This window comes from Embleya sp. NPDC056575, assembly GCF_042793325.1.
In the GTDB taxonomy this organism is placed as follows: domain Bacteria; phylum Actinomycetota; class Actinomycetes; order Streptomycetales; family Streptomycetaceae; genus Embleya.
This window is the reverse complement of sequence record NZ_JBHTVA010000091.1, coordinates 16,182-27,613: the sequence shown is the minus strand read 5'-3', so window position 1 is coordinate 27,613 and position 11,432 is coordinate 16,182. Positions and strand designations below refer to the sequence as shown.

Genomic DNA, 11,432 nt, shown 5'->3' with positions numbered 1-11,432 from the left:
CGTCGACGTCGTCTGGTCCCTCCCCGAGGAGTCGTGGGGGGGCGCGGGGCAGGCCGGGGGGGGGGGGGGCGGGCACCCCCGGGGGCGCGGCCGGGCGGGGGTGGCGGGGGCCCGGCGCGGCGGGGGGGGGGGGGCCCGGGGGTTTTGGGGTTTTGTCCAACCCCCGGGGCGACCGGCGGGCGTTCAGGAGGAGTCGCGGGAGGCCGTCTGTTGGATGGAGATGGCGATCAGGACCAGGAGAGCGCCGAGGATCCGGCGGCCGTCGAGGTGTTCGCCGTGGAGCGGCACGGCGAGGACGGTGGCGGTGAGCGGTTCCAGGAGCACGGCGATGGTGCCGGCGCCGGGGCCGGCACGGTGGAGTCCGGCGAAGTAGCCGGTGTAGGCGGCGGCGGTCGGGAACAGGCCGAGGAAGAGCAGGGTGCCGAGCGTGTCGGGGCGGACCTGGAAGGTCATCCCCGACACGAGGCCAACGGGCAGGAGCAGGGCCGCTCCGGCGAGGAAGCTCAGGCCGGTGGAGGCGATGCGGTCCAGGCCGGCGGGTTGTTCGCGGCGATCCAGCGACAGTATGGCGAAGCCCGCCGCGGCGAGCAGGGCCAGTGCGGCGCCCGCCACCCGATGACCCCCCGCGGTGGGTGAGCCGAGCAGGAGGACCAGGCCGCTCGCGGCGGCGACGAGGGTGGCGACAGCGCGGCGCGAGGGCCGCCGCCGGTCGAGCAGCGCGGACCCGACGGTCACCATGACGGTGACGCCGACCATCGTGGTCAGCGTGGCCAGACCGACGGAAGTGGTCGCCACCGCACCGAAGTACGCGGCCTGGAAGACCGCGAGCAACAGGCCGGTGGTCGCGATCCGGGACCATGCCGCCCGTCCGCGCGGAAGGACCCCGAGGCGCCCGCCGACCGCGGCGTAGGCGGTGATCAGGATGCCGCCGAGCAGCAGGCGGTACGCGGCGACGGCCGGCGGACTCAGCTCCGCCCGGGAGGCGAGCAGGGAGCCGGCGAGGCCGCCGGTGCCCCAGAGCAGGCCGGCGAGGACCAGCAGGCCGGTGCCGCCGCGCGGGTTGCGGGCGGCGGCCGAGGAGGATGCCGGAAGGAAAGACGATGGACGTGCGGACATGGGAAAGCTCCGACTTCGACGTGGACGAGGACAACGTCGGAGCGGGGTGTCAGCGCTTCAATGCGGATCGCTGCACATCGGGCAGCACCGAATGGGGTCTCGGCGGCATCGGCCTGCCGGACCCGAAAGACGCCCCGCTCAGTGGCGGGGCGGCGGGGTGATGACGCGATGGCGATGCACGAGGATCACCGTATCGTGCAGGCACGTATCGGCACACGGCACGGGTCCGTCATCCGCGTGCGGGCGAAGTCGTCGGTGGTACCCGGCTTCGGACGGTGCGTACGGATCTCGAGAATCACCGGCGATCTCGCGGGAGTTCGGGTCGTCCTCGGTGTCACGGAGGCACGGAGGAGGACGGGTGGCGTTCCGCACGCTGCCGGCTGCCCCGGACACCGCGCCCGGGGATCGGGGGAGTGGGCCCGGGTGTTCCGGCCCGTCGGCTCACGCGTCGTCTCGGTCCGGGGTCGTTGTGTCGGGAGGACCGGGAAGACCGGGAAGACCGGGAACACCGAGGATGCCGAGGAACGCGCTTGCCGCCGGGGTGCGGGCCAAGCGGCTCCAGATGACGTACTCGACCCGCGCCGGCGCGTCGGCGATCTCCAGCGTGACGACACCGGCGAAGCGCGGCGCGTAGGCGGCCGGCAACATCGCCACGCACAGGCCGCGGCCGACCAGGCGGGGGATGAAGTCGGTGGTGGTGATCTCGAAGGCGACGTCGCGGGTGAGCCCGGCCGCCGCGAAGGCCTGGTCGGACTGGATACGTCCGGCGGTCCCGGCCGGGAGGTCCACGAACACCTCGGCGGAGAGCCGGTGCAGGTCGACGGTCGACGCGTCGGCCAGCGGGTGGTCGGGGCCGACCATCGCGACGAGGTGATCGCGGCCGAGTTCGTGGGCGGCCACACCCCGGGGGTGGGCGGTGGTGGGCAGGCCGAGGAAGGCGACGTCGAGCGTCCCGTCCCGGACCTGCTCGATCAAGTCGTCGCTGGCACCGACCCGCAGGCTGATCCGTACGTGCGGGTAGCGCCGGCGGAAGTCGCCGAGCGCGTCCGGGATGTCGGCGGCGGAGACGGTGGGGATGAGGCCGACGGCGAGGCGTCCGCGTACTTCGCCGACGGCGGCGGCGACCTCGGCCGCGGCCCGTTCGGCCGCGTCCAGGCACTGCCGGGCGGAGGGCAGGAACGCCTCGCCGGCGGGGGTGAGTCGCACCCGCCGACTGGTTCGGGCGAACAGTTGCGCGCCGAGTTCACGTTCGAGCCGGGCGATCTGGTGGCTGAGGGCGGACTGGACGACCAGGCAGCGTTCCGCCGCGCGGGTGAAGCTGTTGGTCTCGGCCACGGCGACGACGTAGCGCATCTGTTGGAGCTCCATGAATCAATCTTGAATCGAGATCGATGCGGTGACAAACATGTCTTGGACTCATCGATCGGTGTCGGGTCAGACTTCGAGCCATGACAAGCCGAGCCGGCCGAGGGCCGTCCGGCGGCACGGGCGGCGTCCGCCACGGGAACCTGCCGCGTACCGCCCTGACCGCCCTGGCGCCCCTGGTCTGGGGCACGACCTACATCGTCACCACCGAACTGCTCCCGTCCGGCCACCCGCTCTTCGCGGGCCTGATGCGTGCGCTGCCCGCCGGCCTGATCGCGCTGGCGTTCACCCGGACGTTGCCGCGCGGCGCCTGGTGGGCCAAGGCCGCGGCGCTCGGCGTCCTGAACATCGGCCTGTTCCTGCCGCTGCTGTTCATCGCGGCCGAACGCCTGCCCGGCGGCGTCGCCGCCACGCTGTCCGCGGCCCAGCCGCTGATCGTCGCCGTCCTGGCCGTCGGCGTGCTGCACGAACGCCTGTCCCCGCGGCGGCTGTTCTGGGGCGTGACGGGCGCGGTCGGCGTCGGCCTGGTGGTGATCGGGCCGAACGCCGCGCTCGACACCGTGGGCATCGTGGCGGGCCTCGCGAGCGCGGCCATGATGGCGTCCGGCCTGACGCTCACCAAACGCTGGGGACGCCCGGACGGGGTCGGCCCGCTGGCCTTCGCCGGGTGGCAGATGACCGCCGGGGGCCTGTTCCTGGTACCGGTCACCTTCCTGGCCGAGGGAGCGCCGCCGGCGATCGACACGAACGCCGCCGTCGGCTACCTCTGGCTGGGCGTGGTCGGCGGTCTGATCACCTACGTCCTGTGGTTCCAGGGCATCGGCCTGCTGCCCGTCACCTCCGTCGCGGTTCTCAGCCTGCTCTCCCCCCTGGTCGCCGCGACGCTGGGTGCCGTCGTCCTCGACCAGACGCTGGGCCCGATCCAACTCGCCGGCTTCGCCCTCGCCCTGGCCGCCATCGTCGCGGGCCAACTTCCCACCCCGGCCCCGAAGTCCGCCACCCCCGCCACCCCCGCCACCCCCGCCGCATCCGCTCCGGCCACCGCCCCGCAGCGGGAACAGGCGGCCGATTCGGGTGGCCGGTGACCACCGCCGACCGCCGGTCGCGTCGAAAACACCGACCGCGGTGAGTAAAAGCTTGGCAACGTGGTGAACGGTGGGCTGGTTATGCAATTTCACATATCACATCATGCTCAGCATGAAAAAAGTCATCGCCCTGTGCTCGGCGGTCGCCGCGATCGTGGCTCTCGGGGGAGCGTCGGTCGGTGCCGCGCCCGACGATCCCGCCGCCGAGGACACCGGGCAGGGAAAACTCGTCTGGAGTTCCTGCAACGACGCCACCACGCCCGCGCTCGAATGCGCGATGCTCGACGTGCCGGTGGACTACGCGGACCCGCGCGGCCGCAAGATCAAGATCAAGGTGAACCGACTGCCCGCCACGGCGCCCGGGGACAAGCGGCAGGGACCGATCCTGCTCAACCCGGGCGGCCCCGGGGACTCGGGGTTGTGGATGCCCGCGTTCATCTCCGGGCAGATCCCCCAGGACGTCGCCTCGACCTACGACTGGATCGGCTTCGACCCGCGCGGCACCAACGGCAGCGAACCGCATGTCGTGTGCGACGCGACCTACTTCCACGGCGAACGGCCCGACTACCGGATCAGCCAGGGCACTTCGAAGGCGTGGCTGGCGAAGGCCGCCGGATACGCCGCCGACTGTGCGGCCGACTGGTCCTGGCTGATGCCGCACATGACCACCGTCGACAACGCGCGCGACATGGACAGCATCCGGCGCGCGCTGGGCGCGTCGAAGATCAACTTCTACGGCGGATCCTGGGGTACCTCGCTGGGCTCCACCTACGGCCAACTCTTCCCGTCACGCGTGCGCCGCATGGTGCTGGACAGCATCGTCGGCCCGACCATCAGCTGGTACGACCACAACATCCTCCAGGACCGGGAACACCAGCGCCGCTTCGACGCGTTCGCCGAGTGGACCGCCAAGGCCGACCCGGTCTACCACCTCGGCACCGACGCCGCCGCCGTCCGGCGGGCGTACGACCGGGTCGAGTCCGCGCTGCGGACCGACCCCGTCGACGCCGCGCCCGCGCCCGGCAGGATCGGCCCCGCCGAGTTCGAGGACACCTTCTACGGCGGCGGCTACAACTTCCTGCGCTGGCCGCGGATGGCCACGGTGCTCTCCGCGTATGTCACCCAACACGACACCAGGCCGCTGAACATCGCCTACAACCGCTACGCCGCGCCGGGCACCGACGACGCCACCTTCCCGGCGTACAACGCGGCGCAGTGCACGGAGAACGCCTGGCCGCGCGACTGGGAGTTCTGGAAGAAGGACCAGGCCCGGGTCGACGCGACCGCGCCCTTCTACACCTATAACAACATGTGGTACAACGCGGCCTGCATGTTCTGGCCCTACCAGGGCAATCAGGCGGGCCGGCTGAAGATCACCGGCAAGGGCCTGCCACCCGTCCTGCTCTTCCAGGCCACCGAGGACGCCGCCACGCCGTACGAGGGCGGCCTCGCGATGCGCGACGCGCTGCCGAACTCCAAGCTGGTCGTCCAGACCGGCGGCAGTTTCCACGAGATCCTGTTCCACGGCAACGCCTGCCTGGACGACACTTTCACCGCCTACCTGCGCGACGGCAGCCTCCCCAGGGGTGGCGGCCGGATCGCCAAGACCTGCGCCCCCGGGGCCGATCCCACCCCCGTGTACGTGACCCCGCCGCCCGGGCTCACCGCCAAGGACGCGGGCGTGGCCCCGCCCCTCGCGCCCACCGACCCCGAGGCCGTTCGAGGCGTCCTCCGATAACCCGTCGACCCCTCGACCCGGTGTGATCAGGTGGCCGTCGGCTCCCCGCCGACGGCCACCGACCCGCGCCGACCCGGGCGAGGCGCGGCGACGCGCATCACTCCTCGTCGCTGTGGGCGTACAGCTTCAGCACCGGCACACCCACCTTGTGCCGGGCGCGGCTGGCCCAGTCCCGGTGGAAGAACTCCTCGACCAGGTGCGGGGCGGTCAGGACGATGACCTCGTCGGCATTCGTCTGCTCGACCACGGACCGGAGCAGATCCAGCGGATGACCCTCGACCAGTTGTCCGACGGCCTCGCTGCCCGCGTCCCGCAGGCTGCGGAGCGAGTGCTGAAGGGCGAGGGCGGCGGGCCGAAGCGCCTCCTCGCCCTCGGGCTCGTCGGATTCGTGGACGGCCTGCTGGAGTTCGCCCAGGGCGACGTCGTCGATGGCGCGCAGCAGACGGTCCTCGGCGCCGCGCGGCTGGAGCAGTACGACGAAGGACATCGTGTCGTCGTGGAGAGTGGTGACGAGGTCGACGTCCGCCGCGGACAGCGGCTGCTCGACCATCAGGACGCTCGTGAACACCGTGGGCCTTTCCGTGGCGCACCCCGAACGGGCGCGGACGGTGAGTAACGATAGCGACACGGGTCCGCCGCTACGCCGGTTTCCGCCGGGCGGCCCCGCCGTCGTCTCCCGCCGGTGGCCGGTGCGACGGGCCGGGGCGCGCGGGTCGCCGGCATACCCTGTTGTCCGTACGCGCCGTGCGACCTCGCGTCCTGCGGCCGTGTGCGTTTGTGCGCGTCGGGCCGGGAGTTCGGTTGGGGATCCGCGCGGTTGGATCGGTACGGACGTCCGCCTCCCGATGGGGGAACCATTGCTCGCGCCAACCCTCAAGTCGACGCGGCGTGCCGTCGGCGCGATGCGCGCCTGGGTCGTGTCGGCGCCGGCCACGTACCTCTGGCTGTTGATCATTCACGTCACGACGCTCGACATGTATGTGCGGCTGACCGCCGACGAGCGGGTGGCCTTTCTGCGCCGGCAGAGTACGAACCTGCACAATCTCGACACCAGGCCGCTGTGGGTGATACCGGCCAGCGCGGTGTGGGCCGAGGGCTGGCACGTGATCAGGTTCGTCGTGATACTCACCGCGCTGTGCGCGGTCGCCGAACGGTGGGTGGGCACGCGGCGCATGCTCACGGTCGCCGCGCTCGGGCATGTGGGCGCCACGTGCATCAGCCAGGCGCTGGTCCTGGTCCGGATCCACGAGGGCACGCTGGCGGAGAGTGCGCGCCTGCAGGTGGATGTCGGGCCCAGCTACGGCTACATGGCGGTCGCCGGGCTGCTTTTCCACGGCATCGCCGGCCGTTGGCGCTGGGCCTACGCGGTGGGCCTGGCCCTGTACGTGGGCCTGCCGCTGCTCTCGCAGCGGGACGTCACCGCGACCGGGCATCTGTGCGCGGCGTTGATCGGACTGTGCTGCCACCGCTTCGCGCGCGGGTGGCCGAGGTGGGATCCGGACGCGTGGTGGCGCGGCAGACGCGCGACCCGATCGGCCGGCGACGCGGTCGGGGCGACGTCCGGCGGTTCGTAGGGCGCGGCGGGGTGGCGTGCGGCCCGACGGGCGCGGGCCCGGACCGGGTCAACGTTCGTCGGGCGCGGCCCCGACCGGTGCCGGCGTGGTGGGGGCGGGGCGTTCGAAGAAGGTGTCCAGGGCGATCGTGGCCTGGGTGCTGCTCACCCCGGCGATGGCGTGGATGCGGCGCAGTACGTCCTGAAGCGCGCCGGTCGACGCGGTGCGGACCTTGAGCAGGACGGAGGCCGTGCCGGCGACGACGTGCGCCTCCTGGATCTCGGTGATCGCGGCGAAGGCCGGTCCGGAGTCGCCGATCCAGGCGACCGAGTCGACCGTGACGAAGGCGAGCACGTCGAGGCCCACGGCGGCCGGGTCGACGTCGACGGTGGTGCGGCGGACGACGCCGGCGGCGCGGAGCTTGCGGACCCGCTCGTGGGTGGCGCCGGCCGACAGGCCGATCTCCCGGCCGAGGTCGGCGTAGGTGCGCGTCGCGTCGGCTTGGAGCAGCGCGAGCAGGCCCCGATCGACGTCGTCCATGGGTCCTCCGTGGGGGTCGTGCCGATCGCGGGGGCTCGATGGTAGCGGGCGGGGTCGGCGGTGCCGGGGAGAGGTGTGGCGCGTTCGGCTCGATGTTGACGTGGTCGAATCATATTCGGTAATCATTGCAAAGCACGAGATGCTGTTCTGTGATGACGAGGAGCTGCGAGACGATGTCCGACGCACGAACTCCGATCTACGATGTGATCGACGAACGGTTCCGCACCGAGCGGTGCATCTACGGCGACGATCGACTGGAGACGCTGTACGACGGGGGGCGTTGGTCGGAGGGGCCGCTGTACTTCCCGGCCGGGCGCTACCTGATCTGGAGCGACATTCCCAACGACCGCATGATGCGCTGGGACGAGACCAACGGGGTGGTGAGCGTCTTCCGTTCGCCGGCCGGGCATCCCAACGGCAACACCCTCGACGCGCAGGGTCGACTGATCACCTGCGAACAGGGCAATCGTCGGGTCACCCGCACCGAACACGACGGCTCCGTCACCGTGTTGGCCGATCGTTTCGGGGGCAAGCGGCTGAACAGCCCCAATGACGCGGTCGTGCACTCGGATGGATCGATCTACTTCTCCGACCCCGACTTCGGCATCACCACCGACTACGAGGGGCATCGCGGCGAGAGCGAGATCGGTGCGCCGAACGTGTACCGGATCGACCCGGTCACCGCGGATGTGCGGCTGGTCGCCGACGGGTTCGCCGGGCCCAATGGCCTGGTGTTGTCCGCCGACGAACGCCGGCTGTACGTCTCCGACACCCGCGCCAACCATGTGCGCGTGTTCGACGTCCGCGCGGACGGGACCCTCTCGGAAGGCGAGGTGTTCGTCGAATGCCGGGCCGGCGACGGACGGTTCGACAACATCCGCTTCGACGACGGGGGTCGGTTGTGGGTGGCGGCGATGGCCGACGGGGTGCACTGCTACGCCCCCGACGGCACCCTCATCGGCCGCATCCGCACCCCCGAACCCGTCGCCAACATCACCTTCGGCGGGGCCAAGCGCAACCGCATGTTCATCGCCGCCAACAACGCCCTGTACTCCCTGGTCACCGCCGTCACGGGCCTGTCACGACTGCCCGGGTGCTGACGGAGGCGAGGGATCGGAGGTCGAACCCGCCTGTGGTGCGGCGGAGTTGACGCACTCGCGTTATGTGGTCCTGCGGTGGCGGCCGGTGCCCTCGCCCAGATACGGGCCCGGTCGCGTGCGGTGGGTGGCCGTCGTACCGTCCTCGCCGGCTCCTTCCCGCGACGACGGATACAACAGCCTTGCCGCTTCGAGGTAGTTCGCGGCGACGGCCAGGGTGACCCACTGGTAGCCGTCCCATTCCAGGACGACGCGCGGTGCCTCACGATCGACGTGGGACGCGCGGGGCGGGCCGGTGAGGTGTACGGCCTTGCGTTCGCCGACGGGACGCAGCCGCTGCTCGCGTCGGGCCGCCCAGTCTTCCAGGGGTTCGTCGTTGCTCACGTGCTCTCCGGTCCGGATGGGTAGGCTTTGACCGGAACCGTAGCGGCTTGATCGGGCACGGGTGCAAGGATCGGCGAGGGTTGATCCGGGTGGGGGAAGCCGCCGGTGCCCGGCGGGCGACGCCCGGCAGGTCCCGAGGCTCAGCAGGTTTCGTAGCGATACTCGCGGTTGCCCGCCGGCGTCACATTCCGGTCGCGCAGGACCACCGACAACGTCCCGCCCCAGACCCGGCAGGTCGCGGTGAAGTGGGGCTTGGCGTACTCGACGACGAAGACGCGGTTCGCGTAGGCCGAAGCGTACGCACCGCATTCGTCGTATCGGCCGCACTCCTCGGCCACCGCGAAGTCGAAGCCGATATCGGTACCGCGGTCGATCAGTTCGGCGCCGTTCTTCTGGGCGATGGCCAGATGGGCGGCGTGCGCCCGGGCGGCGAGCAGGCGGGCGAAGGCGATGTCGTCGGCCGGGGTGAGGAGGCGGTGGGAGCGGGTGTAGGACTCGAAGTTGTCCGGCTCGACGGCCTGGAAACCCGACCGGGCGCACTCGTCGATCCAGTCGCCGACGATCGCGGCGAGGGCCGTGCGTTTGGCGTCGGTGGAGATGTCGAGCAGGGCCTCGTTCCACTCGGTGTCCATCACGATGGTGCCGCCGTCGCGCAGCAGCAGGTCCGGGTGTTCGCGCTGCCATCGGTCGAGGGCGTCGGGTTGGACCTGGAAGGCGTTGATGTAGCAGATGTTGTACCGGCCCGGTTCGGGGCGGGCGGTGCGGTCGCGGGACAACACGCGTACGCCGGGCGGCGGGGCGTAGGCGCCGCCGATTTGGTAGTCGAACCGGGCGTGCGGCTCGGGGCGCACCACGCCCGGAGCGGGCGGGGCGATCGACGCGGGCGCCGGCGGATGCGGCGCGATCTCGATGCCCTCCGACGCGCACCCGGTGAGCAGGGTCGCCGTCACCACCCCGACGAGCGTGAGGAGGAGGGTGCGGCGACGGCGGGCCGGTGGGCGCATGGTCGGGACTCCGGAAGGATCGGCGAGGCGGTACGAGCGCGGGTGCGCGGAACGGGCCCATCGTGTGCCGCCCACCGTGAGGAAATCGTGAGCGCCACGCCGGCTTCCGTTCGCGCTCGACACGTGGCGTGATGTGTCATGAGCACTGTGTGATCGCTACGCTGCCTGGAGGTTGCCGTGCAGTGTGACGAAAGGGTCGGCCATGAGTACGACTTCGACAGGCTCCCCATACGTGATCGTCGGCGCGTCCCTCGCCGGCGCCAAGGCGGCGGAGACCCTGCGCGCCGAGGGGTACGCGGGCCGGATCGTGCTGATCGGCGACGAAGGGGAGTACCCCTACGAACGCCCGCCGCTGTCGAAGGGCTACCTGCTCGGCAAGAACCCCCGCGACGACGCCTACGTACACGAGGAGTCCTGGTACGCCGACCACGACGTGGAACTGCGCCTGGGGCGTACGGTCACCGCGATCGACCTCGCGGCGTCGGCCGTCGTGCTGGACGACGGTGAGCGCATCGACTACGCCAAGCTGTTGTTGACCACCGGTGCCACGCCGCGCCGGTTGCCCGTGCCCGGCGCCGACCTGGACGGCGTGCGCTATCTGCGTCGCCTGGCCGACAGCGACCGGCTGCTGGCGGACTTCCGCGCCGGCCGCCGGGTCGTGGTGATCGGCGGTGGCTGGATCGGCCTGGAGACCGCCGCCGCGGCGCGCGAGCACGGGTGCCCGGTGACCGTGGTCGAGGCGGCCCCGCTGCCGCTGCTGCGGGTGCTCGGCGACGAGGTCGCCCGGATCTTCCTCGACCTCCACGCCGCGCACGGCGTCGAGTTCCGGTTGCGCGCCGACGTCGCGGAGATCACCGGCGACGGCGGCAAGGTCACCGGGGTCCGGCTCGGCGACGGCACCGAGGTGGCCGCGGACGTGGTCGTCGTCGGGATCGGCGTCACCCCGAACACCGCGCTCGCCGAAGCCGCCGGGCTCACCGTGGACAACGGCATCCGCACCGACGCCGCGCTGCGCACCTCGGCCGCCGACGTGTACGCGGCCGGCGACGTCGCCAACGCGCTGCATCCCGTCCTGGGCCGGGGCATCCGCGTCGAGCACTGGGCCAACGCGCTCAACCAGGCGCCCGCCGCCGCGCGTTCGATGCTCGACCGGGACGTGTCGTACGACCGGATCCCCTACTTCTTCACCGACCAATACGAACTCGGCATGGAGTACACCGGCTACGCCGAACCGGGGGAGTACGACCGGGTGCTGTTCCGGGGCGACCCGGCCGGCGGGGAGTTCGTCGCCTTCTGGCTGGCCGAGGGCCGCGTGCTGGCCGGGATGAACGTCAACGTCTGGGACGTCACCGAAACCATCGGGCAACTCGTGCGCTCCGGCCGCGCCGTGGACCCGGAACGGCTGGCCGACCCGGGCATCCCGCTCGATCGGGTGTAGCCGCGCGGCCCGATGGTGGTGCCCGCACCACCATCGGCACACCCGTGGCGACCTCCCCGGATATGCCCGTGCGCGGGATGGGGCGCGCCGGCGGCGAAACCTAGATTCGAGG

Annotated in this window: 12 protein-coding genes; 6 read left to right on the top strand and 6 right to left on the bottom strand. The window is 71.7% G+C overall.

Translation table 11 applies throughout. From position 1 onward, the window contains the following. Window positions 1-183: 183 nt before the first annotated feature. Window positions 184-1,116: a DMT family transporter gene (locus ACFRCG_RS42945; protein ID WP_380041936.1), complete on the bottom strand. Its 933-nt coding sequence runs from the start codon at window positions 1,114-1,116 to the stop codon at window positions 184-186. Here ACFRCG_RS42945 and ACFRCG_RS42940 point away from each other — a divergent pair. After that, window positions 1,101-1,277: a hypothetical protein gene (locus tag ACFRCG_RS42940; RefSeq protein ID WP_380041933.1), complete on the top strand. Its 177-nt coding sequence runs from the start codon at window positions 1,101-1,103 to the stop codon at window positions 1,275-1,277. The two genes, ACFRCG_RS42945 and ACFRCG_RS42940, sit on opposite strands and share 16 nt — an antisense overlap. 280 nt (window positions 1,278-1,557) lie before the next feature. On the opposite strand, the gene ACFRCG_RS42935 is transcribed toward ACFRCG_RS42940, so the two are convergent. Beyond that, window positions 1,558-2,484 (bottom strand): LysR family transcriptional regulator, encoded by a 927-nt coding sequence (locus ACFRCG_RS42935; protein WP_380041930.1) that lies wholly within the window; start codon window positions 2,482-2,484, stop codon window positions 1,558-1,560. An 80-nt stretch (window positions 2,485-2,564) separates the two neighbouring features. On the opposite strand from ACFRCG_RS42935, the gene ACFRCG_RS42930 reads away from it, so the two are divergent. Both ACFRCG_RS42930 and ACFRCG_RS42925 read left to right on the top strand, forming a co-directional pair. Then, on the top strand, window positions 2,565-3,566 hold the full coding sequence (locus ACFRCG_RS42930; protein WP_380041928.1) for an EamA family transporter: 1,002 nt from the start codon (window positions 2,565-2,567) through the stop codon (window positions 3,564-3,566). A gap of 112 nt (window positions 3,567-3,678) precedes the next feature. Then, the gene (locus ACFRCG_RS42925) at window positions 3,679-5,304 is read left to right on the top strand and encodes an alpha/beta hydrolase (protein ID WP_380041926.1); all 1,626 of its coding nucleotides are present in this window, start codon (window positions 3,679-3,681) and stop codon (window positions 5,302-5,304) included. A 97-nt stretch (window positions 5,305-5,401) separates the two neighbouring features. Here the strand turns inward: ACFRCG_RS42925 and ACFRCG_RS42920 are convergent, their stop codons facing one another. Next, the gene (locus ACFRCG_RS42920) at window positions 5,402-5,872 is read right to left on the bottom strand and encodes an indole-3-glycerol phosphate synthase (RefSeq protein WP_380041924.1); all 471 of its coding nucleotides are present in this window, start codon (window positions 5,870-5,872) and stop codon (window positions 5,402-5,404) included. Window positions 5,873-6,206: 334 nt separating this feature from the next. Here ACFRCG_RS42920 and ACFRCG_RS42915 point away from each other — a divergent pair, with 334 nt between their 5' ends. Next, entirely contained in the window at window positions 6,207-6,878 is a 672-nt protein-coding gene (locus ACFRCG_RS42915) for a rhomboid-like protein (protein ID WP_380041922.1), read from the top strand. A gap of 48 nt (window positions 6,879-6,926) precedes the next feature. Here ACFRCG_RS42915 and ACFRCG_RS42910 read toward each other — a convergent pair whose 3' ends face one another. Continuing rightward, complete coding sequence (locus tag ACFRCG_RS42910) at window positions 6,927-7,397, bottom strand: Lrp/AsnC family transcriptional regulator (protein WP_380041919.1); 471 nt, start codon at window positions 7,395-7,397, stop codon at window positions 6,927-6,929. Window positions 7,398-7,570: 173 nt separating this feature from the next. On the opposite strand from ACFRCG_RS42910, the gene ACFRCG_RS42905 reads away from it, so the two are divergent. Continuing rightward, the gene (locus tag ACFRCG_RS42905) at window positions 7,571-8,497 is read left to right on the top strand and encodes an SMP-30/gluconolactonase/LRE family protein (RefSeq protein ID WP_380041917.1); all 927 of its coding nucleotides are present in this window, start codon (window positions 7,571-7,573) and stop codon (window positions 8,495-8,497) included. Between the two features lie 60 nt (window positions 8,498-8,557). Here the strand turns inward: ACFRCG_RS42905 and ACFRCG_RS42900 are convergent, their stop codons facing one another. Continuing rightward, a complete protein-coding gene (locus ACFRCG_RS42900) occupies window positions 8,558-8,878 on the bottom strand; it encodes a DUF6087 family protein (protein WP_380041914.1) in 321 nt (106 codons plus the stop codon). A 140-nt stretch (window positions 8,879-9,018) separates the two neighbouring features. After that, window positions 9,019-9,882 (bottom strand): endo alpha-1,4 polygalactosaminidase, encoded by an 864-nt coding sequence (locus ACFRCG_RS42895; protein ID WP_380041911.1) that lies wholly within the window; start codon window positions 9,880-9,882, stop codon window positions 9,019-9,021. A gap of 202 nt (window positions 9,883-10,084) precedes the next feature. Here ACFRCG_RS42895 and ACFRCG_RS42890 point away from each other — a divergent pair, with 202 nt between their 5' ends. Further along, on the top strand, window positions 10,085-11,320 hold the full coding sequence (locus ACFRCG_RS42890; RefSeq protein WP_380041908.1) for an NAD(P)/FAD-dependent oxidoreductase: 1,236 nt from the start codon (window positions 10,085-10,087) through the stop codon (window positions 11,318-11,320). Window positions 11,321-11,432 lie beyond the last annotated feature (112 nt).

Excerpts from the sequence above, each read along its gene's own strand:
- ACFRCG_RS42940 (WP_380041933.1), top strand. The coding sequence starts at position 1,101 with ATGGACGTGCGGACATGGGAAAGCTCCGACTTCGACGTGGACGAGGAC.
- ACFRCG_RS42945 (WP_380041936.1), bottom strand. The coding sequence starts at position 1,116 with ATGTCCGCACGTCCATCGTCTTTCCTTCCGGCATCCTCCTCGGCCGCC.
- ACFRCG_RS42935 (WP_380041930.1), bottom strand. The coding sequence starts at position 2,484 with ATGGAGCTCCAACAGATGCGCTACGTCGTCGCCGTGGCCGAGACCAAC.
- ACFRCG_RS42930 (WP_380041928.1), top strand. The coding sequence starts at position 2,565 with ATGACAAGCCGAGCCGGCCGAGGGCCGTCCGGCGGCACGGGCGGCGTC.
- ACFRCG_RS42925 (WP_380041926.1), top strand. The coding sequence starts at position 3,679 with ATGAAAAAAGTCATCGCCCTGTGCTCGGCGGTCGCCGCGATCGTGGCT.
- ACFRCG_RS42915 (WP_380041922.1), top strand. The coding sequence starts at position 6,207 with ATGCGCGCCTGGGTCGTGTCGGCGCCGGCCACGTACCTCTGGCTGTTG.
- ACFRCG_RS42910 (WP_380041919.1), bottom strand. The coding sequence starts at position 7,397 with ATGGACGACGTCGATCGGGGCCTGCTCGCGCTGCTCCAAGCCGACGCG.
- ACFRCG_RS42905 (WP_380041917.1), top strand. The coding sequence starts at position 7,571 with ATGTCCGACGCACGAACTCCGATCTACGATGTGATCGACGAACGGTTC.
- ACFRCG_RS42895 (WP_380041911.1), bottom strand. The coding sequence starts at position 9,882 with ATGCGCCCACCGGCCCGCCGTCGCCGCACCCTCCTCCTCACGCTCGTC.
- ACFRCG_RS42890 (WP_380041908.1), top strand. The coding sequence starts at position 10,085 with ATGAGTACGACTTCGACAGGCTCCCCATACGTGATCGTCGGCGCGTCC.